Raw genomic sequence first — 23,921 nt, 5'->3', positions numbered from 1 at the left:
CAATGACCAAGCAAATCCAGGACGCCTACATCGTCGCCGCCACCCGCACCCCGGTGGGCAAGGCGCCCAAGGGCATGTTCCGCAATACCCGCCCCGACGACATGCTTGCCCACGTGCTGCGCAGCGTTGTCGCGCAGGCGCCGGGCGTGGACGTCAACCGCATCGATGATGCGATCATCGGCTGCGCGATGCCGGAAGCCGAGCAGGGCATGAACGTGGCGCGCATCGGCGTGCTGCTGGCCGGCCTGCCGAACACCATCGCGGCGCAGACCGTCAATCGCTTCTGCTCCTCCGGCCTGCAGGCCGTTGCGCAGGCCGCCGATGCGATCCGCCTGGGCAACGCCGACCTGATGCTGGCCGGCGGCACCGAGTCGATGTCGATGGTGCCGATGATGGGCAACAAGATCGCGATGGCACCGAGCGTGTTCGACAACGACCATGTGGCCATCGCCTACGGCATGGGCATCACCGCCGAGAAGGTGGCCGAAGAGTGGAAGGTCTCGCGCGAAGAGCAGGATGCCTTCGCCCTGGCGTCGCACCAGAAGGCGATGGCTGCGATCCAGAACGGCGAGTTCAAGGACGAGATCAGCCCGTACGAGATCGTCTCGCACCTGCCGGACCTGGCCGATGGCCAGCGCATCATCACCCGCAACAAGGTTGCCGATACCGACGAAGGCCCGCGCCCGGATTCCTCGGCCGAAGGCCTGGCCAAGCTGCGCCCGGTGTTCCGCAATGGCCAGTTCGGTGGCACCGTCACTGCCGGCAACTCGTCGCAGATGAGCGACGGCGCCGGTGCCGTGCTGCTGGCGTCGGAACAGGCGATCAAGGACTACGGCCTGACCCCGCTGGCGCGCTTCGTCAGCTTCTCGGTGGCCGGCGTGCGCCCGGAAGTGATGGGCATCGGCCCGATCGCCGCGATCCCGAAGGCACTCAAGCAGGCCGGCCTGAACCAGGATCAGCTGGACTGGATCGAGCTCAATGAAGCCTTCGCCGCGCAGTCGCTGGCGGTGATCCGTGACTGCGGCCTGGACCCGGACAAGGTGAACCCGCTGGGTGGTGCGATCGCCCTGGGCCACCCGCTGGGTGCCACCGGTGCGATCCGTACCGCGACCCTGCTGCACGGCCTGCGTCGTCGCCAGCAGAAGTACGGCGTGGTGACGATGTGCATCGGCACCGGCATGGGCGCGGCGGGTATTTTCGAGGCGCTGTAAGGTTCAAAGCGTTGCCTCGTTGGGCTTCATGGCGTGGGCCGGGTTGGCAGGGCTGCCTGGGACACGCCGTGAACCCATCCATGGGGGCTCGATGGCGCCATCCATGGCGCCAACGGTCCCAGGCAGCCCTGCCAACCCGGCCCTTCCAGCCTCCCCGCGGCGGAGGGATGAGCAAGAGCTGGGGTCAGATCCCTTTGCTGCGCAAAGGGATCTGACCCCAACAAGCAAAAAGGCAGCCGATGGCTGCCTTTTTGCTTTTGCTCTTGTCTTTGATTCCGCCCTTCCCGTCCGCGCCCGCAGGAAATCTGACAGGCGGTACGGGTGGGCCTTTGCAGGACCGTTGGCGCCATGGATGGCGCCATCGAGCCCCCCTGGATGGGTTTACGGCGTGTCCTGCAAAGGCCCACCCGTACCGCCCACCACGTATCAATCAAGGCGCCGCGAACGGAGCGCTTGATAAACCTTATTCCGCCAGCATCGCCGCCAGCTTCTCGCGCGCCGGGCCCGCCAGCTTCGGGTTGTCCAGCGCGAAGCGGATCGTCGCCTCGACCAGCCCCAGGTGCGTGCCGCAGTCGAAACGGGTGCCCTCGAAACGGTAGGCATCGACCTGCTCGGTCTTCAGCAGCTGCGCGATCGCATCGGTCAGCTGGATCTCGCCACCGGCACCACTGCCGGTCTGCTCCAGCAGATCGAAGATCTTCGGGCTCAACACGTAGCGGCCGACCACCGCCAGGTCGCTGGGGGCGTCTTCCGGCTTCGGCTTCTCCACGATCTGCGAGATACGGCCCTTGCGGCCATCGAAGGCCTCGGTGGCCACGATGCCGTAACTGGCGGTTTTGTCGTGCGGCACGTCCTCGACGGCGATCACGCTGGCACCGCTGGCCTCATTGAGATCGGCCATCTGCTTCAACGCACCGTCGCCGCGGTTCCAGATCAGATCGTCCGGCAGCAGCACGGCGAACGGCTCGTCACCGATCACGGCCTTGGCACACAGCACCGCGTGGCCCAGACCCAACGCTTCGGCCTGCGTCACGAAGACCGCACGCACGCCGTTGGGCAGCACGTGGCGGATCATCTCCAGCTGCTCCTGCTTGCCGGCGCGCTCGAGCTTCTGTTCCAGCTCATACGCCTTGTCGAAATAGTCGGCGACCGCGTGCTTGTAGCGGTTGGTGATGAACACCAGCGTGTCACAGCCGGCTTCTATGGCCTCATCAACAGCGTACTGGATAAGCGGACGATCGATGATCGGCAGCATTTCTTTCGGCACCGTCTTGGTCGCCGGCAGGAAGCGCGTCCCGAGCCCTGCCACGGGAAAAACTGCTTTACGAATTCGCTTGCTCATTAGTGCCTGTTGGCCTCGCGTGTCGGAAACGGCACGACTTTAGCGGATGAGATGTAAGCATCCTGTTCGATTGGAGAAAACTCCGGCATCGTCGCGAACAGGATCTCCTGGATGGTGTCGATGTCGTAGCTGCTGATCGCTTCGCGCAGCTTCGGAACGTTGCCGAGCACCATGTCACGCGAGAACGCGCGCACGCCGGCTTCGAGGATCTTGGGGTGCGCGGTCGAACGATAGTCCTCGTCGGAATAGAACAGCGTCTCGTGCAGCTTCTCACCCGGGCGCAGCCCGGTGTAGATGATCGGAATATCCTTGTACGGCTGCTTGCCGGCCAGCCGGATCATCTGCTCGGCCAGCACCCGGATCGGCACCGGCTCACCCATGTCGAGCGTGTAGATGGCGCCATGCGACGCCGAGGCGGCCGCCTGCAGGATGAGCTGGCAGGCCTCGGGGATCGTCATGAAATAGCGGCTGACCTCCGGGTCGGTGACCGTGACCGGCCCGCCCTTGAGGATCTGCTCGCGGAACAACGGCACGACGCTGCCCGCCGACGCCAGCACGTTGCCGAAACGCACGGTGACGAAGCGGGTATGCGTGGACTTCTGGTCCAGGCTCTGGCAGATCATCTCGGCGTAGCGCTTGCTGGCACCCAGCGCGTTGACCGGATCGACCGCCTTGTCGGTGGAGATGAACACGAAGTGCTCGACGTGTGCCTCCAGGCAGGCACGGGCGACGTTCTCCGTGGCCAGGATGTTGTTGCGCACCGCCTCGCGCAGCTGCCGTTCCAGCACCGGCACATGCTTGTAGGCGGCAGCATGGAAGGCCGTATCCACCGGGTGCAGCGACAGCGCATGGCGGATCACCGCGGGGTCACCGCAGTCACCCAGCACGGCTTCGATCTCGATGTCGGGAAAACTGCGGCGCAGTTCGCCTTCGATGGTCAACAGCAGCAGTTCGCTGATCTCCAGCAGGACGATGCGGCCTGCACCGTGGCGCGCGCACTGGCGGCAGAGTTCTGAACCGATCGAACCACCGGCGCCGGTCACCATCACGGTGCGCCCGCCCAGCCAGCCACGGATCAGGTTCCAGTCCGGCATGATCGGCTTGCGGCCGAGCAGATCCTCGATCGCCACTTCCTTCAGCTGGCCCGGCAGCGACTGCCCCTGCAGGATGTCACTGAGCTTGGGCACGGTGCGGAACGGAACCCCGGTGCTCTCGCAGATGGCGACCACGCGCTGCATGCCGGCGGCATCCAGCGACGGAATGGCGATGACCAGCAGCTTGGCTGCGGTTTCGCGGGCCACGGCCGGCGCATCGTCCAGCGTGCCCAGGATCGGCAGGCCCTGCAGTTTCGCGCCGCGCAAGTGCGGGGCGTCATCGAGCAGGCCGACCGGCTCGAAATTGCCGGAACGACGCAGATCGCGGACCAGCGTTTCGGCGGCCTGTCCGGCACCCAGGATCAGCACCCGGCGCGCGCTCGAATCGGACTGCAGCGCCTGGTAGTCCTTCCATGCGCGATACAGCAGGCGCGGCGCGCCCAGCAGGGCCGACAGCGCGAAGGGATAGATCACCAGCACCGACATCGGCACGCCGTTGAAGCGCTTCCACATCAGCACCAGGACGATGGCGACCATGCCGATGAAGCTGGCTTTGAAGATGTTCAGCAGGTCGCTGACGCTGGCAAACCGCCACAGGCCGCGATACAGGCCGACGCGCCAGAACACCAGTCCCTGCAGCAGCAGGACCAGGGTGGTATCGACATTCCACAACGGCAGCGCAGGCGCGTCCGGCAGGATCGAGTAACGACCGGCGTGGAGCAGCTGCCAGCATGCCCAGACCATGAACAGGTCGTGGCAGACAATGGCCGTACGCGGCAACAGGCCGAGGATTCTATCCCGCCAGGGTGAAGACATATTTCAAGGAGTTCCTTGTCGGTGGCGCATTCCATTGCGCAGGAGGAGCCACAGCATGCTCAGCGTGATGAACCAAGCAATTGCCACGACAGCCTCCCACCTCGGCTGCAGATTCGAACTGACATTGAACACTGTAATGCTGAATAGGCCCAAAACAAAGTACATCCCTGTCACCAGGGCGTGGCTGGCTCCTGCCTGCACAGCGCGCTGGTAGACGTGCTGGGTGTGGGGTTCCATCCAGCGTTGTCCGGAAATGATGCGCGCCAGCAGTGTGAAGCCCGCGTCCACGAGGAACGGTGACAGCGGCACCAGCAGCAGGATCCAGTTGATGTCCGTGCGCAGGCTGGCCACGGCCACGACGGCCGCCACCGCGTAGCCCAGCGCTCCGCTGCCGACATCCCCGAGGAAGATGCGTGCGCGCGGAAAGTTGAAGGGCAGGAAACCCACGCAGGCCAGCCCGAGGGCGATGGCCAGCAATGACCACGGCCAGGGCAGCACCGGAGCGAACCCCAGCGCGACCACGATGGCCTGGCTGCTGGCAATGCCGTTGATGCCATCCATGAAGTTCCAGATGTTGATCAACGAGGCGGTGAAGAACAGCACCAGCAGGGCCAGCAGCCAGCTGCCGCCGTGGATCTTCACCAGCCCGGCCAACAGGCCGGCAGCAATGAAATGAACAAGCAGCCTGCGCATGGCCGGCAGCGGGCGATGGTCGTCCCACCAGCCGATGCCCGCGACCAGCAGCAGGCCGGCAGCGGCGACCAGCAGGCTCGGCATGGCCTGCGGCCACGCCCACATGGCCACGGCTGCGGTGGCCAGCAGGCTGATGACAATGGCGATGCCGCCGCCACGTGGCGTGGCGACGCTATGGCTGCGGCGTTCCCCGGGGTGGTCCATCAGCTGCCGGCGCAGCGCGTAGCCGCGCGCCGCCCAGGTCAGGGCGGCGCTCAGCAGGGCCAACGCCAGCAGCGCGCCCATCACGAGCCAGGGCATGATTCAGAGCACCGCGTAGTTCAGCAGCGGCTTGACCGTACCCCATTCCTTGCAGCTCGGGCACTGCCAGTGGTGGGTGCGCGCACCGAAGCCGCAGCGTGTGCAGCGGTAGGCCGGATTGCGCACCAGCAGCTGGTCGGTGATGTGCTTGAGATCGTGCAGGGTGGCCGTGGAATCGGCACCTTCGGCGAGGGTCAGGTCGATCAACGCCGATTCGCCGCGCACCGAGGGGCGGTCCTTGAGCTGGCGGCCCAGATAGGCGCGCGCAGGGGCGACACCTTCCTGTTCCTCCATCAGCCGGGTCAGCGCCAGCACCGGCGCGATACCGCGGTAGTGCTCGGTCATTTCCGAAAGGAAGGCGCGGGCGCCGCCCAGGTCGCCGACCTTGCGGTAGTTCTGCATCAGCGCCGGCAGCAGTTCCGGCAGATACTCCGGGTCATTGCGCGCAGCACGCTCGAAGGCTCGCACCGCCGCTTCAGGATTGCCGGCATCGCTCTCCAGGCGTCCTTCGATGATGCCGGCGCGCACCGACATCGCATCGGCCTGGTAGGCACGGGCAATGGCCGCCCTCGCCTCTTCCAGCTTGCCGGCGCCACGGAAGCGTTCGGCCAGCTCGCACTCGAACTGCCCGATCAGCTTGCCCATCGGCTCGCCGGTGACATCCTCGAAGCGGGTGGCGTTGTCGATCGCCTTCTCCCAGTCGCGCTCGGCCTGGTAGATCCCGATCAGGTGCTTGAGCGCCTGCGGCGCACGCTGGTCCAGCTGGGCCAGCTCGGTGAACACGGTTTCGGCGCGGTCCAGCAGGCCGGACTTCATGTAGTCCTCGCCCAGCGCCAGCAGCGCCTGCACGCGCTGCGCATCGCTCAGATCGTTGCGGTTGACCAGGCCCTGGTGCAGGCGGATGGCGCGGTCCACTTCGCCGCGGCGACGGAACAGATGACCCAGCGCGACCTGGGTCTCGAAGGTTTCCTTGTCGAGCTCGGCGATGTGCAGGAACAGCTCGATGGCCTTGTCCGGCTGCTCGTTGAGCAGGTAGTTCAGGCCACGGAAGTAGGTGCTGGACAGTCGGCTGACCTGGTTGTCACCGTGGCGCTGACCGCCACGCCGTCCGATCACCCAGCCGGCCAGGGCGGCCAGCGGCACGAACAGGAAAAACCAGAACCACTCGGTGACGAAATCCATCTTCGATCAACGTCCGTCAAAAGATTGGGGGGAAGCGGCCGGTGCCGGCGTCGCGGCAGCGGACTTGTTGGCGCGGCGCAGCTGGCTGTAGAGCGGAACGACCACGCTCACCAGCACCAGGCCGGCGCCGACCACCACGCCCACCAGCAGGGCGGCGATCAATGCCACGCCGACGGAGGTATGCAGCTCGGTGAACAGCAGGTTGATCGACATCGCGGTCATGTTGACCGCACCGATGATCAATCCAAGGATCAGCACCGCCAGCAGGACCAGCAGACGAAAGACCTTCATGCGACAGCTCCAGGGGCGGGAGACCGTAGCTTATCCGACTCGCGGCTGGATTCGCACGCGGTGGCGCGACGGGACGCTCAGGCGGGATCGGCGTCCAGCGGCAGCACGCTGCTGACCCGCTCGCGCAGTTCCTTGCCCGGCTTGAAATGGGGAACGTGCTTGCCCGGCAGGGCAACCGATTCACCGGTCTTGGGGTTGCGACCCAGGCGCGGCGGGCGGTAGTGCAGCGAGAAGCTGCCAAAACCGCGGATTTCGATGCGATCCCCGACAGAGAGGGAACCGCCCATCATTTCCAGCAACGACTTCACCGCCAGATCGACATCATCGGCCTTCAGGTGCGCCTGACGGCGCGCAAGGATTTCGATCAGTTCGGATTTGGTCATCACCGGCTCACATCAGGGGCATTTCAGCCTGAAACGGCCCGGGCAGTGCCCGGGCCGTCCAGGAAACAACGAACAACGGGCCCGATTACTCGGACTTGCTACCGTTCAGCTGGGCACGCAGCAGCGCGCCGAGCTGGGTGGTGCCACCCGAAGCGGACTGGTATTCCTCCAGCACTTCGCGCATTTCCGCGTCGTCCTTGGCCTTGATCGACAGCTGCAGGGTACGGCCCTTGCGGTCCATGCCCACGAACTTGGCTTCGACCTTGTCGCCGACCTTCAGGTGCTGGGTGGCGTCGTCAACGCGCTCGTTGGCGATGTCGCGAGCCGAAACGTAGCCTTCGATGCCGTCGGCCAGTTCGATCACGGCGCCCTTGGCGTCGACTTCCTTCACCACGCCTTCGACCTTGGAGCCCTTCGGATTGGCCGCCATGTACTGGCCGAACGGATCCTGCTCCAGCTGCTTCACGCCCAGGGAGATGCGCTCGCGCTCCGGGTCGACGGCCAGGACGACGGCGTCCAGGGTATCGCCCTTCTTGAAGTTGCGAACGACGTCTTCGCCGGTGGTGTTCCAGCTGATGTCGGACAGGTGGACCAGACCATCGATGCCACCGTCCAGGCCGATGAAGATGCCGAAGTCGGTGATCGACTTGATCTGGCCGGACACCTTGTCACCCTTCTTGTGGGTGGCAGCGAAGGTTTCCCACGGATTGGCGGCAACCTGCTTCATGCCCAGCGAGATGCGGCGACGCTCTTCATCGACGTCCAGCACCATCACTTCGACTTCGTCACCGACCTGCACGACCTTGGACGGGTTGACGTTCTTGTTGGTCCAATCCATCTCGGAGACGTGCACCAGGCCTTCGACGCCCGGCTCGATCTCGACGAACGCGCCGTAATCGGTGACGTTGGAGACCTTGCCGAAGACGCGGCTGTTGGCCGGGTAACGACGGGCGATGTTGTCCCACGGATCTTCGCCCAGCTGCTTCAGGCCCAGCGAAACGCGGTTGCGCTCGCGGTCGAACTTCAGCACGCGCACGTCCAGCTCGTCGCCGACGTTCACGACTTCGGACGGATGGCGCACGCGCTTCCATGCCATGTCGGTGATGTGCAGCAGGCCGTCGATACCGCCCAGGTCCACGAACGCGCCGTAGTCGGTCAGGTTCTTGACGACACCCTTCAGGATCGCGCCTTCCTGCAGCTTGTCCATCAGCTGCTCGCGCTCTTCCGAGTGCTCGCTTTCGACGACAGCGCGGCGCGAGACCACGACGTTGTTACGCTTGCGGTCCAGCTTGATGAGCTTGAATTCCAGCTCCTTGCCTTCCAGGTAGGCCGGATCGCGCACCGGGCGCACATCGACCAGGGAACCCGGCAGGAAGGCGCGGACATCCTTGATGTCCACGGTGAAACCACCCTTGACCTTGCCACTGATGCGGCCGGTGATGGTTTCGTTCTTTTCCAACGCTTCTTCCAGCTCGTCCCACACCATCGCGCGCTTGGCCTTCTCGCGCGACAGGACGGTTTCGCCGAAGCCGTTCTCGATGGAGTCGAGGGCGACCTTGACGATATCGCCTTCGGCGACATCGATCTCGCCAGCGTCGTTACGGAACTGTTCGATCGGCACGATGCCTTCGGACTTCAGGCCAGCGTTGATCACCACGACGTCGCCGCGGACTTCAACAACGGTACCGCTGACGATGGCGCCCGGCTTCAGCTTGGCCAGATTGGCCTGGCTGGCTTCAAACAGTTCGGCAAATGATTCGGTCATTAGATTTACTCTGTTGGACACATGGGTCGGTGGCGTCCCTTCGGGGATGGGCGACCGCCCGCCTGTTGGTCGACCCCGGAAAAGCAGGTCGTGTGTGAAGTAGGAAAACCGCCACGCATCATTGCGCGACGGAGCTTGTACAGCACTGCTATTGCGCGACCACCACCGATGCGGCTGGCAGTGCTCCCGCGCGAACGGATCAGGCAGCCGGAACCGGAAGCAGATCCATCACTCGGGCAACGACATCTGCGATGCCGATGCCTGTGGTGTCAATGAGGACGGCATCGTCTGCCGGCTTCAGGGGCGCCACGGTACGCTGAGCATCACGGGCGTCGCGGGCCATGATCTCGCGCAGGAGGTCATCAAAGTTAACAGAAACCCCCTTGTCTTTCAACTGCTTATGCCGGCGCTCGGCGCGCTCTTCGGCACTGGCGGTCAGGAACACCTTGTAGGGGGCATCCGGGAAGATCACCGTACCCATGTCGCGACCGTCCGCGACCAGGCCCGGCAGCTCCCTGAATGCGCGCTGCCGCTCCTTCAGGGCCGCCCGGACTTCGGGAATGGCCGCGATGGCCGACGCCAGCGCGCCGGTGGTCTCCAGCCGCAGTTCGTCGGTGGCATCGCTGCCATTGACCAGGACCCGCATCGCGTCACCCTGTTCAACAAACTGAACATGGGTATCGAACGTGCACCGCACCAGTGCCGAGGCGTCGGAGGTATCGATGTCGGCCCAGCTGGCGGCCACGCCCACCGCCCGGTACAGGGCGCCTGAATCCAGGTAATGCCAGCCCATCCGGCGCGCCACGATGCGGCTGATGGTACCCTTGCCGGCCCCTGATGGGCCGTCGATGGTCAGGACGGGAGCGAGTGGATTCATGGGGGTCCCAGTACGTGTGAAGGGGGCATTCTAGCCCCTGCCAGACACCCCGCGACGGATCTTTTGTGCAACCACTTGAAACCATGAGGAAAAGCCCGGTAGAATGGCGGGCTTGAACGAGCGTCAACTGCCGATTGTCTTTCGCATATCGCGGCCACGCTCCACCCGAACAACTACTGTTTACGCCGAGGTATGCCATGAAAGTCCTGTCCTCCCTGAAGTCGGCGAAGGCCCGTCACCGTGACTGCAAGGTCGTCCGTCGCCGTGGCAAGATCTTCGTGATCTGCAAGTCGAACCCGCGTTTCAAGGCGCGTCAGCGCTGAGCCCAACAGCCTTCGTGGCTGCGGCTGGTCCCGCGCGGGACCGACCCGATGCAAAAAGCCGCCTTCGGGCGGTTTTTTGTTTATGCGGCTTTTTCCTGCCGATTTTGCTGTAATCGCCTTTCTTGACCACTGGGGAGTAGATCGAGATGAAGCGTTACCTGTCCACCCTGGCCGTGCTGGCCACTCTGGCTGCCGCCACGCCGGCCCTGGCCGACACTCTGCTTGTCGACCGCGCCCGCGAGAAGCCGGCCGGCGCCCTGCCCCTTCGTGGCCAGTCCATGCAGCAGGTGCAGAGCCAGTTCGGTGCGCCCAGCGAGCAGCTGCAGCCGCGCGGCGGGCAGAAGCGGCAATGGCCGACCATCAACCGCTGGGTGTACCCACAGTTCACTGTCTACTTCGAGAAGCAGAAGGTGATCGACGTGGTGGCCAACCAGGCGGACCCGAACGAAATCGGCCCGAAACCGCCGATCCGTTGACCCCTTTACCCGCCCCGGGCGGGCCTGTGTAGCGAGACCATGAACCAGACCCTTCGTTTTCCTGCCGAGTGGGAAGCCCAGAGCGGCGTCCTGATTGCCTGGCCCACCGCCGATACCGACTGGGCCGACCGCCTGGGACAGGTGGAGGAAACCTATATCGCACTGGTTGCAGCGATCACCCGCTTCCAGCCGGTGCTGATCTGCGTGGCCGATGACGATGTGGAGACCTATGCCGAAATGCGGCTGCGCTCCAACCGCATCGACATGGACAGGGTGCACTTCACCACGGCGGCCTACGACGACACCTGGCTGCGCGACTCGGGCCCGATCACCCTGCGCCGTGCCGACGGCGGTTTCCAGCTGCTGGACTTCCGCTTCACCGGCTGGGGCGGCAAGTTCGATGCCACCCTCGACGATCAGCTGGTGGGCGCGCTCGACCAGGCCGGCGTTTTCAACAACGCGCCGGTGCGCAGCATCCCGTTCGCGCTGGAAGGCGGCGCCATCGAAACCGACGGTGAAGGCACCCTGCTGACCACCTGGAGGTGCCTGCACGAACGCCACCCGGATCGTGACCGCGCCAGCCTGAGCACCGACCTCGCCGACTGGCTGCAGCAGGAGCGCGTGCTGTGGCTCGACCACGGCTACCTGGAAGGCGACGATACCGATGCCCACATCGATACCCTCGCCCGCTTCGCCTCGGCGGACAGCATCGTCTACCAGGCCTGCGACGACGAGAACGACTCGCACTACGCCGAGCTGCAGGCGATGGGCAGGGAACTGGCTGCGCTGCGCACCCGTGACGGTCAGCCATACCGCCTGTTCCCGCTGCCGTGGGCACAGCCGGTAATCGACGAAGACCGCCGCCTGGCGGCCTCGTACGCCAACTACCTGATCGTCAACGGCGCGGTGCTGATGCCGGCGTACGGTGATCCGGCCGACGATCTGGCCCGCGACGTGCTGGCCAGGGCCCATCCGGGCCGCGAGATCGTCCAGGTGCCCTGCCGCTCGCTGATCTGGCAGAACGGCAGCCTGCACTGCATCACCATGCAGCTGCCGGAAGGCCTGCTGAAGGCGTAGCACGATGCGGTAGCGCCGGGCCACGCCCGGCGAGCACAGCGGCATTCGGTTCGTACGCCGGGCATGGCCCGGCGATACCGGCTGCGTGCACCTGTTCAGCGGCCGACACGCTGCGGCATCGCATACGCGCTAACATGCGGGTTTTCCCCCGCAGGAACACCCGCATGAACTCGCGCAGCCCGCTTACCGTCGCCCTGATCCAGGAGCGCAACCACGGCGATGCCGCCGCCAATCTGGCGGTGATCGAGGCACGCGTGGCCGAAGCGGCAGCGCAGGGCGCCAAGCTGGTGCTGCTGCAGGAACTGCACAACGGCCCCTACTTCTGCCAGCACGAGTCGGTTGACGAGTTCGATCTGGCCGAACCGATCCCGGGCCCGAGCACCGAGCGCCTGGGTGCGCTGGCGAAGAAGCATGGCGTGGTGCTGGTCGGTTCGCTGTTCGAGCGCCGCGCCGCCGGCCTGTACCACAACACCGCGGTGGTGTTCGAGAAGGACGGCACCCTGCTCGGCAAGTACCGCAAGATGCACATCCCGGACGATCCGGGCTTCTACGAGAAGTTCTACTTCACCCCGGGCGACATCGGCTTCACCCCGATCGACACCTCGGTGGGCCGCCTGGGCGTGCTGGTGTGCTGGGACCAGTGGTATCCGGAGGCGGCGCGCCTGATGGCGCTGGCCGGCGCCGAGCTGCTGCTGTACCCGACCGCGATCGGCTGGGACCCGGACGACGTGCAGGACGAGAAGACCCGCCAGCGCGATGCCTGGGTACTGAGCCACCGTGGCCATGCCGTCGCCAACGGCCTGCCGGTGCTGAGCTGCAACCGCGTCGGCCATGAGGCCTCGCCGCTGGGCGCGTCGGGCATCCAGTTCTGGGGCAACAGCCACGTGCTCGGCCCGCAGGGCGAGTTCCTGGCCGAAGCCGGCACCGATGCCGCTGTGCTGGTATGCGACGTCGACCTGCAGCGCAGCGAGCACGTGCGCCGCATCTGGCCGTTCCTGCGCGATCGCCGCATCGATGCCTACGGCGATCTGCTCAAGCGCTACATCGACTGAACCGGAGCCGCGCATGGCCGTCCTCATCCGTGATGCCGGCCCGGTCGACATCGCCGCGATCACCGCGATCTACGCGGTCGAAGTGACCGACTTCGTCAACACGTACGAGTACGACATACCGGACCAGGCCGAGATGCTGCGCCGCATGCGCGACATCATCGACCGCGGTTTTCCCTATCTGGTCGCCGAGATCGACGGCCAGGTCGCCGGCTACGCCTACGCCAACACCTACCGCACGCGCATTGCCTACCAGTGGACCGTGGAGAACTCGGTCTATGTCGATGCACGGTTCCAAGGCCAGGGCGTCGGCACCGGCCTGTTGCAGGCGCTGATCGACGCATGCGTCGCACGTGGCTTCCGGCAGATGGTGGCGGTGATCGGCGAACCGACCAATACCGCTTCGATCAGGCTGCACGAGCGTTTCGGCTTCGAGCTGGTCGGCGTGTTCCGCGGCCTCGGCCGCAAGCACGGCCGCTGGCTGGACACCGTGCAGATGCAACGCGCGCTCGGCGACGGCGCCGACACCGCACCTTCCAATGAATGACTCCATGACCGAAATCCTTCCCGAGACCGGCGACGATCTGTTCGCCGGCCAGCCGGTGCGCGTCGTTGAACGCGACGACGTGCGCTACACCCTTCTGGGCACCGCCCACGTTTCCCACGCCAGCGTCGAGGCGGTGGAGAAAGCAATCAACAGCGGCCGCTTCGATGCCGTCGCGGTCGAACTGGACCCCCAGCGCCTGCAGGCCCTGAGCGATCCGGACACGTTGGCCAAGCTGGACCTGGTCGAGGTGATCCGCAAGGGTCGAGTTGCCCTGTTCGCCGCCAACCTGGCGCTTTCCGCCTACCAGCGTCGTCTGGCCGAACAGCTCGGCATCGAGCCGGGTGCGGAACTGAAGCGCGCCGTCGAACTGGGGCGTGAGCGCGGCCTGCCCGTCCATCTGATCGACCGCGAGGTGGGCCTGACCTTCCGCCGCGCCTCGCAGCGGCTGGGCTTCTTCGGCAAGCTGAAGCTGGTTGCGGGCCTGGGCGCCGGCCTGTTCTCATCGGAAGAGGTGGGCGAAAACGAAATCGAGAAGCTCAAGCAGGGCGACATGCTGGAGTCGAGCTTCGGCGAGTTCGCGACCGAGAATCCCGCGCTGTACGAAACCATCATCGGCGAGCGCGACCGCTACATGGCCACGCGCCTGCGCGAAGAACACGACCCGCGGCAGCGCGAAGTGCTGGCGGTGGTCGGCGCCGGCCATCTGGCAGGCCTGGCGCGATACCTCGAAACGGATACCGATGCACCGGCACCGTTGCGCGCCGAACTCGAAGCCGTGCCGAAGAAGCGCAACATCCCGTGGTTCACGCTGGGCATCCTTGCCATCGTCATCACCGGCATCGCCGTCGGCTTCTACCGCGGAGGCCTGGGCGTGGGCACCGAACTGCTGGCCACGTGGGCGATGTACACCGGCGGCCTGGCCGGCCTCGGCTGTCTGCTGGCCGGCAGTCACCCGCTGAGCATTCTCACGGCGATCGTGGTCGCCCCGTTCAAGCCGTTCCGGCTCAGCATTCCCACCGGCGCGTTCTCGGCGCTGGTCGAGGCACGCCTGCGCAAGCCGGCGTACCAGGATTTCCTGCAGCTGCGCGACGATGCACAGTCGTTGAAGGGCTGGTACCGCAATCGGGTCACCCGCGTGGTGCTGACGTTCATGCTGACCAATCTCGGCAGCATGCTCGGCCTGTGGCTGACCGGCTTCCAGGTGTGGGGCAAGGTCGCAGGTTGATTGCAACGCCCCGCCGGGCATGGCCCGGCGATACCGTGTGGCGGTGATGGTAGCGCCGGGCCATGCCCGGCGAAAAAAAAGGGAGGCCGCCCCACTACGACCGGCCTCCCCACACCACAACACGTTGTCGTTCCCCGTAGTCGGGCAAGCTCGATGCTAGGCGGCCGTTGCCGCCACCTTTTCCAGGCCGCGCGCGCGGCGGATCAGCCGCGTCACGGCATTGCGCAGGTCGTCCAGCACCGCGTAGATCGTCGGCAGGAACAGCAGGCTGACCACGGTCGAGAACGCCAGTCCACCGGCGATGGCACGGGCCATCGGCGCGTACTCCGGGCCGTCGCCGAACATCTGCGTGTTGGTCAGCGAAATCGGCACCATCGCCAGGATCGCCGTTCCCATGGTCATCATGATCGGGCGCAGGCGCTCGCGTGAGCCCTCCACCAGGGCCTGGGTACGCCCCATGCCGCTGCGCCGGAGGTTGTTGATGTGCTCGATCATCACGATGCCGTTGTTCACCACCACGCCCATCAGCACCAGGATGCCGATGAAGGACATGATTCCGAACGAGGTGCCGGTGATCCAGAACAGCCAGAACACGCCGAAGATCGAGAACAGCACGCCGCTCATGATCGCCGCCGGGAACAGCAGCGATTCGAACACCGCCGCCATCACCACGTAGATCATCACCAGCGCGATGAGCAGGTTGAACACCATCTGCTGCATCGCCTCGTCATCGTTGCCATAGTCGCCGCCATCGAAGGTGTAGCCATAGCCGGCCGGGAAGCTCATCGGCTTGAGTACGGCCTCGATCGCCTTGCGTCCGTCCGGTGCGGTGATCTTCTCGGCCAGGTTGGCCTTGATCGTCAGCGTGGTCTGCCGGTTGGTTCGGCCGATCTGGGTGGCGGACGAACCGACATCGACGCTGACCAGACTCAGCAGTGGCACGCTGCGGCCGTCGCCGGTACGCACGCTGAAGCCGGCCAGGTCTTCCGGACTGCTCTGCTCGGCCCCGGCGAAGCGCACCCAGACCGGAACCTCGTTGTCGCCTCGCCGGAACTCACGCATCGGTGCACCGCGCAATGCCAGGCCGACAAAGCTGGCCACCTGCTCGGCGTTGAAGCCGAAGGCGGCGGCACGCTCGCGATCGACGCGCACCTTGAGTTCACCGCCCTTCTCGCCATTGTCGATGCGCACGTCGCGCAGCTCCGCACGCTGGGCCAGCAGGGGCAGCACTTCCTGGCCGATTTCCTGCAGCATGCTGCTGGAATCGCCGATCAACTGCACCTGCACGCCCTGGTTGCCGCCACCACCATCACCGCCCTGGTTGCCGACGAAGTAGTCGGTACGCGCGGACTTCGGCAGGCCCTTGCGCAGCTCCTCCTGCAGTGACTTGATGTCCTTGGCGTACTTCTCGTCCAGGGTGACGACCGTCGAGCTGCCTTCCTGCTCGCTGTACCAGGAGTACACCTGCTTGACGTGCAGGCGCTCACGGTTCTCGTCGATCCAGTTCTCCACCCGCGCCACTTCCTCGGACATCTGCCGGTAGGTGTAGGCACCCTTCCACATGTAGCCGATGAAGATGTCCTTGCCACCTTCACCACCGAACATGTCCACCTTGGTCAGTTTCATCGGCACCAGGCTGACGGCCACCACCAGCACGATGCCCAGCAGGCTCCAGCCACGATGGTGCAGCGACCAGTCCAGCACCTGCGCGTAGCGTCGCTGCAGGCGCGCGATCAGGCCGGTCTGCGAGTGCACGAGCTTGGGCGTGGCCATGCGCGCGGACAGCATCGGAATCAAGCTGACCGCCACCAGCCAGGACGCCAGCAGCGATACCGAAATGGTGATCGCGATCTGTGCCATGAAGATGCTGATGTTGTTGGTCTCGCCGAACAGGTTCGGCACGAACACGATGCAATGGCACAGGGTGCCGGCGCTGAGCGCGATGGCGACGTTGCGGGTGCCGATGATCGAGGCCAGCCGTGGCTGTCCCGGCATGCGCTCGCGCTCCTGGTAGATGCTCTCCACCACCACCACGGCGTTGTCCACCAGCATGCCCACCGCCAGCAGCAGGCCCATCATGGTCAGGATGTTCAGCGTCACCCCGACGAAGTACATGAAGCCCAGGGTGATGGTGAAGCAGATCGGGATGGCCAGCGTCACCATCAGCGTGGACGGCCAGTGGCGCAGGAAGAAGAACAGCACCGTCACCGACAGGATCAGGCCCACCGCACCGGCTTCGGCCAGCTCCAGCAGCGAGGAGGTCACCGCCTTGCCCTGGTTGTCGATGACCTTGATCTGCACATCGCGCATCGAGGCCTGTGCGCGGATCGCTTCGACTTCGGCCAGCGCCGCGCGCGAGACGTCGACCAGATTGGCGCTGCGCTCCTTGAAGATGTCCAGGCCCACTGCCGGGTTGCCATCCAGGCGGCGGCCATAATTCATCCGCGCCGGCTTCAGCCGCACATCGGCGATGTCACCCAGCCGCAGGCCCTTGGCGTTGATCACCAGGTCGCGCAGTTCCTGCAGGTCGGTGATCTCGCCGACCGGTTGCACGCGCACACGCTGGCCGTTGTCATCGATCTGCCCGGCCGAGATCGAAAAGTTCAGCGTGCGCAACCGTTCGCTCAGCTCGTTGATGCTCAGCCCGTGCGCGTTGAGCCGGTTGGGATCGATCGCGATCTCGACTTCATTCGGCGGTGCACCGGTGATGTCCACGCGCGCAACGCCCGGAATGCGCTCGATGCGCCGCTTGAACTCGCGGTCGAGCATGTCATAGGCGGTCGTCAGGTCGGTGGTGCTGGCCAGGCGCACCTTCAGCACCGGCTGGTCGCTGCTGGACCACTTGAACACGTTGTAGCGCTGCAGGTCGTCAGGCAGGTCGCTGCGGATCGCATCGATACGTTCGCGCGCGTCGGAAGCGGCGATGGCGATGTCACGGTCCCAGTCGCTGAACTCGATGAAGATCAGCGCCGCTTCGGACGTGGCCGAGGAGCGCATGCGCTTGATCCCGGTCATCGTTGCCAATGACTCTTCCACCGGCCGGATGATGGTCCGCTCCACTTCTTCCGGTGTCGAGCCCGTGTACGGAATCTGCACGAACAGGAACGGCGCGGAGATGTCCGGCAGTGCCTCCAGTGGCAGCCGGAATGAAGCGATCAGGCCGATCACCACCAGCGATACGAAGCACATGATGGTGGTGACCGGACGGCGGATGGAGAACTCGGCGACACTCATGCCGGCTCCTCGCCGCCGACGCGGCCACCTTCTGGGATTCGCAGTCCGTCGCCGGCGTGCTTGCGGCCGCGTTCGCGGTAGTAAGCGTCGCCGCGGCGATCCATCAGGTCGTAGACCACCGGGATCACCAGCAGGGTCAGCAGGGTGGAGACCAGCAGGCCGCCGATCACGGTGATCGCCATCGGCGCACGTACTTCAGCGCCCTCGCCCATCGCCACCGCCAGTGGCAGGAAGCCGAACAGCGTGCACAGGGTGGTCATGATGATCGGACGCAGGCGCGAGCGCGCGCCTTCCACCAGCGCCTCGTGCTTGGCCACCCCGGCCTCGCGCAGCTGGTTGACCTTGTCGATCAGGATGATCGCGTTCTTGGTGACCAGTCCCACCAGCAGGATCAGGCCGATGAACACCACCACCGAGATCGGCTTGCCGGTCAGCATCAGCGCCAGGATCGCGCCGACCAGCGCCAGCGGGATGGTGAACAGGATCACGAACGGATGCAGCAGCGATTCGAACTGCGACGCCATCACCAGATAGACCAGGAAGATCGCCAGTCCGAAGGCGAAGATCAGCGACGTTGCCGCCTGCGCCAGTTCCTCGCCCTGGCCGCCGATATGCAGGCCGACGCCCGCACCAAGCGGCTGTTCGGCGACCATCTGCTGCACTTCGCGCATGGCGGCGCCCAGATCGATGTCACGCAGGTTGGCCGAGACCACCGCGACGCGGGTCTGATCGGCACGGTGGATCTCGCTCGGACCGGTGGTGGCCACCACGTCGGCCACGGCGTCCAGGGTGACCGGACGGGTACTGCCCGGGTTGACGATCAAGCGGCGGATGCTCTCCACGCTGGCCCGGTCGCCTTCCTGTGCCCGTACCAGCACGTCGATCTTGCGGTCGCGGAAGCTGTAGCGGGTGGCCACATCGCCGCGCACCTTCTTCACCACGACGTCGGCGATCTGGCGGGTGGTCAGGCCCAGCGCACCGGCGCGCTCCTGGTCGAAGCGGATCTGGATCTCCGGGAAGCCCTCCTCCACCGTCGACTTCACGTCGGCGTAGTGCGCATTGCCGCGCAGCAGGGCAGCCAGCCGCTGGCCAGCCTGCTCCAGCGTGGCCATGTCCTGACCACGCAGTTCGATTTCCAGCGGGGTGGAGAAGCTGAACAGTGCCGGCCGCGCGAAGTCGACCTGCGCGCCGGGGTGCCCGGCCATGGTGCCACGCAGGCGCTCGGTGATGGCCGCTTCGGTGCGCGCATCCCCACCGCCTTCCATCACCACGGTCAGCTTGCCGATGTTCTCACCGCTCTCGGTCGGGCTTGCGTCCAGCCGGGTACCGCTGCCACTGACGCCGTACAGCGAGGCCACGCCCTCGCCCTTGCCGTGCGCCAGCTGCAGTTCGCGGACCAGTGCATCGGTCTGCTTCAACGGCGTGCCGGCCGGCAGCTTGACGGTCATCTCGAAGCGGTCCTGCGCCAGCTGCGGGATGAGGTCGGCGCCCAGCATCGGCACCAGCGCCATGGTGGCTGCAAACGCCAGCGCGGCCAGGCCCAGCACCTTGCCGGGGTGCTACAGCGCGCTCGGCAACAGCCGCAGGTAGCCACGTTCGGCCCCCGCATAGGGCTTCATCGCGATATCGCTGGCCTTGCGCATGACCGGACCGATCACGGCGGCAACGCCGCGGCAGGCACGCACCACCAGCCAGGCCAGCGCATAGAAGGTCCAGCGCACCGCAGCGACGAAGCCACGACGGCCGGCTGCAACGGGCTTCTGCCAGCGACGCTCCGGCTGCCACGCCTCGCTGGCGGGCTCTTCGGGGAACGCCAGCGGCGGCCGCCCCTTCAGCGAGCTGAGCATCGGAATGAGTGTCATCGATACCAGCAGCGAAATGGCGATGGCGATCGCCACGGTCAGCGCCTGGTCGCGGAACAGCTGGCCGGCGATACCGTCGACGAACACCAGTGGCAGGAACACCGCGATGGTGGTCAGGGTGGAGGCGACCACCGCCATGCTCACTTCGCGGGTGCCTTCGATCGCGGCCTGCAGGATGCCCAGCCCGCGCTCGCGCGCCTTGGCGATGCTCTCCAGCACCACGATCGAATCGTCCACCACCAGGCCCGTCGCCAGCGCCAGGCCGCCCAGCGACATGACGTTCAGGCTGAGACCCAGCTGGCCCATGAAGAAGAACGTGGCGATGATCGACACCGGCAGCGACAGGCTGATGACGAACGTGCTCCAGCCATCGCGGAGGAACAGGAAGATGATCAGGATCGCCAGCAGGCCGCCGATCACCGCATCCTTCTTGACGTCGCTGATCGCATGCTCGATGAAGCGCGACTGGTCCTCGATGGTGGTCAGTTCGGCATCGCCGGGGAACGTGCCCTTGATCTGCTCCAGGCGCTTGCGCAGCGCTTCTGCGGTGGCGACGGTGTTGGCGTCGCCTTCCTTGTAGATCGCCAGCTCGACCGATTCCTTGCCGCCCAGGCGGATGATCGCTTCACGCTCCTTGTAGCCCTGGCGTACGGTGGCCACGTCCTTCAACCGGACAGGAACGCCATTGGCGACCACGCTGGAGCCACCGCCGGACGATGCGCTCTGTGCGGCCGAGGCTGCGGCGATGGCCGCAGCGGAACCGGTGGAGGCGGCAATGTTGAACATCTGCTGCAGCGCGGAGTCCGCCGCACTGCCATTGGACGCCTGGGTGGTGACCAGCAGGTTGCGGATCTCCTCCAGGTCGGCGAACTGGTTGACGGTACGCACCAGGAAGCGCTGCGAGCCCTCTTCCAGCCGACCGCCGGAGATGTTGATGTTCTCGTCCTTCAGGCGCTTGATGACGGTATCGATCGGCAGATTCAGCTGCGCGAGCTTCTGCTGGTCGATGTCGACCTGGATCTCGTCCTCCAGGCCGCCGCCGACCTTGACCGCCGCCACGCCGGTGACCGGTTCCAGCTTCTTCTTCAGATCCTCGTCGGCGTAGCGGCGCAGGATGGTCAGCTCGCGGATGGCGTCGGCATCGCTGGACGGCGCCGCCTTGCTGGACAGCACCAGGCGCATGATCGGCTCGGTGGACGGATTGAAGCGCAGCAGCACCGGGGCTTTCGCCTCCAGCGGCAGGTTCAGCGCTTCCATCTTGTCGCGCACCTCCAGGCTGGCCTGGTCCATGTTGGTGCCCCAGGCGAACTCCAGCACCACATCGCTCTGGCCGGTGCGCGAGACCGACTTCAGCTTGCGCAGGTTCTTGACCACGCCCACGGCTTCTTCCACCGGCTGGGTGATCAGGGTTTCGATCTCGGTCGGTGCCGCACCGGTGTATTCGGTGCGTACCGTCAGCGTCGGGTAGCTCAGGTCCGGCAGCAGGTTGACCTTGAGGCTGCCCAGCGCAATCAGGCCGAACAGCAGCAGGGTGACCGTGCACATGGCAATGGTGACGCGGCGGCGGGTAGCGAACTCCACCAGGCCGCCGCGCATGCCGGCGGCGGCGCTTTCGCCGTGGGGCGAAGCACCGTGGTCGTGGTCAGGATGGCTCATTGCCGGCTCCCGGCCTTGTCTGCCGGCTTGGCCGAGGCCGTCGCCGTCTTCGCCTTCGGATCAGCGATCACCTGCACGGCGGTTCCATCGCGAAGCGCGACCTTGCCTGCGGTGACCACCTGGTCTCCGGCCGCCAGGCCATCACGGATCTCCACCCATGGCCCCTCGGCGTAACCCAGCTTGACCGGAACGCGCGCGACCTTGCCGTCGCGCACCCGGAACACCGCCGGCTCACCATCGTCGAGCAGCGCCAGGCGCGGCACGACCAGGGCGTCGGCACGCTGGTCGTAATCGATGCGGATCCGGCCGAACATGCCCGGCTGCAGGGAATGGGCAGTGCCGTCGAAGGCACTGACAACACGGAACGTGCCGCTGCCCGAATCCACCACCGGTGCGATGCGATCAACGATGCCGGTGAAGCTCTGGCCCGGCAGTGCATCCGCCGACAGGGTCACCGGTTGGCCGGCACGCAGCGTTGCCAGCTCGCGTTCGGGAACGTTGAGGGTGGCTTCCAGGCGCGAGTTGTCGACGATGCGGAAGATCGGCGTGTTGATCTGCACGAAATTGCCGGTCTTGATCGAGCGCGAGGCGATCACGCCGGAGATCGGTGCGACCACCGTGGTGTACGACAGCTCCAGCGTGGCCAGGCGATACTGCGCGCGCACGTTTTCCAGATCGAAGCGCAGCTGGTCGACGTCGGCGGCACTGACCATCTGCTGGCCGACCAGCTTCTGTGCGCGCTGGTAGTTGTTCTCGAGCTTGCGCATCTGTGCCTCGCTCTGGGCAACCGCCAGGCGTGCGCGGTCCGGATCGAGCCGTACCAGCGGCTGCCCCGCGCTGACCCGCTGGCCTTCCTCGACCAGCACCGCCAGCGCCACGCCAGAGGTCTTGGCAACCACCTGCGACTCGGCGCGCGGCTCCAGCGCGGCGGTGCCGGTGTAGCTGGCCGCCACCGCGCGGCGGCTGGCCACCGCGACCTCGACCGGCACGGACTCGACTTTTTTCTCATCCTTGGTTTCGGCGGCCTTGGCCTCGCTGTTGGGGCCCGCGGCGCAACCGCCCAGCATCAGCGTGGTGGAGATCAGCAGGGCGGCGGCGCAGAGTCCGCTGCGGCGGCCATGCAGGAAGATTGGGTGCGACATCGTCAGGTCCCTGGAGGATGCGTGGGCAGGTGTGGTAGCAAAGTAATGCACCACTTCACGGCAACACCATATCCCAAAGGTCATGGTGTCTTCACGCCGCTGGTCGGCCCACCCCCATTTCAGCTAGATGAAACCTGAGGCTATACTCGGGTCGTTCCGTACCCCACGCCGGAACGACCAGACCCGAATCCCCGGAAACGACATCATGCGCCCGCAGCCGCTCGCCGCTTGTCTCGCTCTGGCCGTCCTCCTGCCCCTCGGGGCCGCCGCACAGCCCGCTCCAGCTACCACAACCGCAGCACCCGCCCCGGCCCCGGCACCCGCCGCTGCCGCCGCCGCGCCCGCTGGCAATTACGACAATGGCCGGGTGCTGGCCTACACCTGCCAGGGGTGCCATGGCATCACCGGTTACAAGAACGCCTACCCGAGTTACCGGGTACCGAAGATCGGTGGCCAGACCCAGCAGTACCTGACCCAGGCCCTGACCGAGTACCGCCAGGGCAAGCGCCGGCATCCGACGATGCAGGCCCAGTCGATGAGTTTCAGCGAACAGGAGATCGCCGATCTCTCTGTTTACCTGTCCACCGTCAAGTAAGGCCCGCCCATGTCGAAAGCCGCGCATCCACTGCGTCATGCCATCGCCCTGTCCGTCGCCCTGCTGCTGGCGGCCTGCTCGCAGTCACAGGTGGAGAACAGCGAGAAATCCGCCGCCGATCCGGGCCATGCCAGCGGCGAGCACGGCTCTTCATCCTCGGCAGGCCTGCCCACCGGCCGTGAGGCTGCCGGTGAAGCCCGGGCCAAGGTGAAGGGCAAGGCCACCAACCAGAGCTGCATCGATTGCCATGGTGCCGACGGCAACGCCCCGATCGATCCGACCTACCCGAAACTGGGTGGGCAGTACGGTGATTACCTCGCGCATGCGCTGCAGGCCTACCGTTCCGGCGACCGCCAGCACGCGTTGATGACGCCGCAGGCGACGGACCTGAGCGATCAGGACATCGCCGACCTGGCGGCGTACTTCGGCAGCCGGCCAAGCCAGCTGCGGGACCTGCACGGGGTCAAATAGGATCAGGGCGCCATGGCGCCCCGCATCCGTAGCGTCGGACCATGCCCGGCGGAACGCCACAGGCCCGCGCTGCGCGCTCGCGGGGCATGGCCCCGCGCTACCCTCGCACTGCCTGCATTCCGGTAGCGCCGGGCCATGCCCGGCGGAACGCCAGAAGCCCGCGCTGCGCGCTCGCGGGGCATGGCCCCGCGCTACCCTCGCACTGCCTGCGTACCGGTAGCGCCGGGCCATGCCCGGCGAAACACCACACGCCCGCGCTGCGCGCTCGCGGGGCATGGCCCCGCGCTACCGCGCACCGTCAGCGTCGGTC

19 protein-coding genes and 1 pseudogene are annotated in these 23,921 nt (G+C 66.0%); 9 read left to right on the top strand and 11 right to left on the bottom strand.

Annotated features, from left to right (window positions below):
• The first annotated feature begins 2 nt into the window (after window positions 1–2).
• On the top strand, window positions 3–1,211 hold the full coding sequence (locus ACZLIF_RS08905) for an acetyl-CoA C-acyltransferase (protein ID WP_128989543.1): 1,209 nt from the start codon (window positions 3–5) through the stop codon (window positions 1,209–1,211).
• A gap of 463 nt (window positions 1,212–1,674) precedes the next feature.
• Here ACZLIF_RS08905 and galU read toward each other — a convergent pair whose 3' ends face one another.
• The 8 genes from galU to cmk all read right to left on the bottom strand — a co-directional run bounded on the left by galU (window position 1,675) and on the right by cmk (window position 9,954).
• On the bottom strand, window positions 1,675–2,553 hold the full coding sequence (galU, locus tag ACZLIF_RS08900; RefSeq protein WP_053517730.1) for a UTP--glucose-1-phosphate uridylyltransferase GalU: 879 nt from the start codon (window positions 2,551–2,553) through the stop codon (window positions 1,675–1,677).
• Window positions 2,553–4,463 carry a polysaccharide biosynthesis protein gene (locus tag ACZLIF_RS08895; RefSeq protein WP_053517731.1) on the bottom strand — a complete coding sequence of 637 codons (1,911 nt, stop codon included), beginning with the start codon at window positions 4,461–4,463 and terminating at the stop codon, window positions 2,553–2,555. The genes galU and ACZLIF_RS08895 overlap by 1 nt, the downstream gene beginning before the upstream one ends.
• 3 nt (window positions 4,464–4,466) lie before the next feature.
• Window positions 4,467–5,456, bottom strand: a complete 990-nt coding sequence (locus tag ACZLIF_RS08890; protein ID WP_053517733.1) for an MraY family glycosyltransferase — start codon at window positions 5,454–5,456, stop codon at window positions 4,467–4,469.
• A gap of 3 nt (window positions 5,457–5,459) precedes the next feature.
• Window positions 5,460–6,638, bottom strand: coding sequence for a lipopolysaccharide assembly protein LapB (gene lapB / locus ACZLIF_RS08885; protein ID WP_053517734.1), 1,179 nt, complete (start codon window positions 6,636–6,638; stop codon window positions 5,460–5,462).
• A 6-nt stretch (window positions 6,639–6,644) separates the two neighbouring features.
• Window positions 6,645–6,929: a lipopolysaccharide assembly protein LapA domain-containing protein gene (locus ACZLIF_RS08880; RefSeq protein ID WP_053517736.1), complete on the bottom strand. Its 285-nt coding sequence runs from the start codon at window positions 6,927–6,929 to the stop codon at window positions 6,645–6,647.
• Window positions 6,930–7,006: 77 nt separating this feature from the next.
• Window positions 7,007–7,312, bottom strand: coding sequence for an integration host factor subunit beta (locus tag ACZLIF_RS08875; RefSeq protein ID WP_053517737.1), 306 nt, complete (start codon window positions 7,310–7,312; stop codon window positions 7,007–7,009).
• Window positions 7,313–7,397: 85 nt separating this feature from the next.
• Window positions 7,398–9,077: a 30S ribosomal protein S1 gene (rpsA, locus tag ACZLIF_RS08870; protein WP_053517739.1), complete on the bottom strand. Its 1,680-nt coding sequence runs from the start codon at window positions 9,075–9,077 to the stop codon at window positions 7,398–7,400.
• Window positions 9,078–9,276: 199 nt separating this feature from the next.
• Entirely contained in the window at window positions 9,277–9,954 is a 678-nt protein-coding gene (gene cmk / locus ACZLIF_RS08865) for a (d)CMP kinase (RefSeq protein ID WP_053517740.1), read from the bottom strand.
• Window positions 9,955–10,151: 197 nt separating this feature from the next.
• Between cmk and ykgO the strand changes: the two genes are divergently transcribed.
• From ykgO to ACZLIF_RS08835, 6 genes are all read left to right on the top strand, one after another.
• The gene (gene ykgO / locus ACZLIF_RS08860; protein WP_005409283.1) at window positions 10,152–10,277 is read left to right on the top strand and encodes a type B 50S ribosomal protein L36; all 126 of its coding nucleotides are present in this window, start codon (window positions 10,152–10,154) and stop codon (window positions 10,275–10,277) included.
• Between the two features lie 146 nt (window positions 10,278–10,423).
• On the top strand, window positions 10,424–10,753 hold the full coding sequence (locus ACZLIF_RS08855; RefSeq protein ID WP_053517741.1) for a hypothetical protein: 330 nt from the start codon (window positions 10,424–10,426) through the stop codon (window positions 10,751–10,753).
• A gap of 39 nt (window positions 10,754–10,792) precedes the next feature.
• Window positions 10,793–11,830, top strand: coding sequence for an agmatine deiminase family protein (locus ACZLIF_RS08850; protein ID WP_478462523.1), 1,038 nt, complete (start codon window positions 10,793–10,795; stop codon window positions 11,828–11,830).
• Window positions 11,831–11,994: 164 nt separating this feature from the next.
• A complete protein-coding gene (locus tag ACZLIF_RS08845) occupies window positions 11,995–12,882 on the top strand; it encodes a carbon-nitrogen hydrolase (protein ID WP_053517744.1) in 888 nt (295 codons plus the stop codon).
• 13 nt (window positions 12,883–12,895) lie between these two features.
• Window positions 12,896–13,426: a GNAT family N-acetyltransferase gene (locus tag ACZLIF_RS08840; protein WP_128988941.1), complete on the top strand. Its 531-nt coding sequence runs from the start codon at window positions 12,896–12,898 to the stop codon at window positions 13,424–13,426.
• Between the two features lie 4 nt (window positions 13,427–13,430).
• On the top strand, window positions 13,431–14,651 hold the full coding sequence (locus ACZLIF_RS08835; RefSeq protein WP_206733978.1) for a TraB/GumN family protein: 1,221 nt from the start codon (window positions 13,431–13,433) through the stop codon (window positions 14,649–14,651).
• Between the two features lie 156 nt (window positions 14,652–14,807).
• Here ACZLIF_RS08835 and ACZLIF_RS08830 read toward each other — a convergent pair whose 3' ends face one another.
• The 3 genes and pseudogenes from ACZLIF_RS08830 to ACZLIF_RS08820 form a co-directional block, all read right to left on the bottom strand.
• Window positions 14,808–17,885: an efflux RND transporter permease subunit gene (locus ACZLIF_RS08830; protein ID WP_065181330.1), complete on the bottom strand. Its 3,078-nt coding sequence runs from the start codon at window positions 17,883–17,885 to the stop codon at window positions 14,808–14,810.
• Window positions 17,882–21,343 (bottom strand): annotated as a pseudogene (locus ACZLIF_RS08825) (efflux RND transporter permease subunit). The gene ACZLIF_RS08830 and the pseudogene ACZLIF_RS08825 overlap by 4 nt, the downstream one beginning before the upstream one ends.
• A 56-nt stretch (window positions 21,344–21,399) precedes the next feature.
• Entirely contained in the window at window positions 21,400–22,545 is a 1,146-nt protein-coding gene (locus ACZLIF_RS08820) for an efflux RND transporter periplasmic adaptor subunit (protein WP_053517749.1), read from the bottom strand.
• A gap of 205 nt (window positions 22,546–22,750) precedes the next feature.
• Between ACZLIF_RS08820 and ACZLIF_RS08815 the strand changes: the two genes are divergently transcribed.
• Window positions 22,751–23,140 carry a c-type cytochrome gene (locus ACZLIF_RS08815; RefSeq protein WP_128988949.1) on the top strand — a complete coding sequence of 130 codons (390 nt, stop codon included), beginning with the start codon at window positions 22,751–22,753 and terminating at the stop codon, window positions 23,138–23,140.
• Window positions 23,141–23,149: 9 nt separating this feature from the next.
• Window positions 23,150–23,611 (top strand): c-type cytochrome, encoded by a 462-nt coding sequence (locus tag ACZLIF_RS08810; RefSeq protein WP_053517751.1) that lies wholly within the window; start codon window positions 23,150–23,152, stop codon window positions 23,609–23,611.
• Window positions 23,612–23,921: the final 310 nt, after the last annotated feature.

The organism is Stenotrophomonas sp. 2201_Sma (genome assembly GCF_056486685.1).
This window is presented reverse-complemented; position numbering and strand designations above follow the sequence as displayed.

What these genes read in the sequence shown, in the direction of transcription:
- ACZLIF_RS08820 (WP_053517749.1), bottom strand. Translation starts at nt 22,545, where the DNA reads ATGTCGCACCCAATCTTCCTGCATGGCCGCCGCAGCGGACTCTGCGCC.
- rpsA (WP_053517739.1), bottom strand. Translation starts at nt 9,077, where the DNA reads ATGACCGAATCATTTGCCGAACTGTTTGAAGCCAGCCAGGCCAATCTG.
- ACZLIF_RS08875 (WP_053517737.1), bottom strand. Translation starts at nt 7,312, where the DNA reads ATGACCAAATCCGAACTGATCGAAATCCTTGCGCGCCGTCAGGCGCAC.
- ACZLIF_RS08840 (WP_128988941.1), top strand. Translation starts at nt 12,896, where the DNA reads ATGGCCGTCCTCATCCGTGATGCCGGCCCGGTCGACATCGCCGCGATC.
- ACZLIF_RS08845 (WP_053517744.1), top strand. Translation starts at nt 11,995, where the DNA reads ATGAACTCGCGCAGCCCGCTTACCGTCGCCCTGATCCAGGAGCGCAAC.
- galU (WP_053517730.1), bottom strand. Translation starts at nt 2,553, where the DNA reads ATGAGCAAGCGAATTCGTAAAGCAGTTTTTCCCGTGGCAGGGCTCGGG.
- ACZLIF_RS08895 (WP_053517731.1), bottom strand. Translation starts at nt 4,463, where the DNA reads ATGTCTTCACCCTGGCGGGATAGAATCCTCGGCCTGTTGCCGCGTACG.
- ACZLIF_RS08855 (WP_053517741.1), top strand. Translation starts at nt 10,424, where the DNA reads ATGAAGCGTTACCTGTCCACCCTGGCCGTGCTGGCCACTCTGGCTGCC.
- ACZLIF_RS08880 (WP_053517736.1), bottom strand. Translation starts at nt 6,929, where the DNA reads ATGAAGGTCTTTCGTCTGCTGGTCCTGCTGGCGGTGCTGATCCTTGGA.
- ACZLIF_RS08815 (WP_128988949.1), top strand. Translation starts at nt 22,751, where the DNA reads ATGCGCCCGCAGCCGCTCGCCGCTTGTCTCGCTCTGGCCGTCCTCCTG.
- lapB (WP_053517734.1), bottom strand. Translation starts at nt 6,638, where the DNA reads ATGGATTTCGTCACCGAGTGGTTCTGGTTTTTCCTGTTCGTGCCGCTG.
- ACZLIF_RS08905 (WP_128989543.1), top strand. Translation starts at nt 3, where the DNA reads ATGACCAAGCAAATCCAGGACGCCTACATCGTCGCCGCCACCCGCACC.
- ACZLIF_RS08830 (WP_065181330.1), bottom strand. Translation starts at nt 17,885, where the DNA reads ATGAGTGTCGCCGAGTTCTCCATCCGCCGTCCGGTCACCACCATCATG.
- ACZLIF_RS08810 (WP_053517751.1), top strand. Translation starts at nt 23,150, where the DNA reads ATGTCGAAAGCCGCGCATCCACTGCGTCATGCCATCGCCCTGTCCGTC.
- ykgO (WP_005409283.1), top strand. Translation starts at nt 10,152, where the DNA reads ATGAAAGTCCTGTCCTCCCTGAAGTCGGCGAAGGCCCGTCACCGTGAC.
- ACZLIF_RS08890 (WP_053517733.1), bottom strand. Translation starts at nt 5,456, where the DNA reads ATGCCCTGGCTCGTGATGGGCGCGCTGCTGGCGTTGGCCCTGCTGAGC.
- ACZLIF_RS08850 (WP_478462523.1), top strand. Translation starts at nt 10,793, where the DNA reads ATGAACCAGACCCTTCGTTTTCCTGCCGAGTGGGAAGCCCAGAGCGGC.
- ACZLIF_RS08835 (WP_206733978.1), top strand. Translation starts at nt 13,431, where the DNA reads ATGACCGAAATCCTTCCCGAGACCGGCGACGATCTGTTCGCCGGCCAG.
- cmk (WP_053517740.1), bottom strand. Translation starts at nt 9,954, where the DNA reads ATGAATCCACTCGCTCCCGTCCTGACCATCGACGGCCCATCAGGGGCC.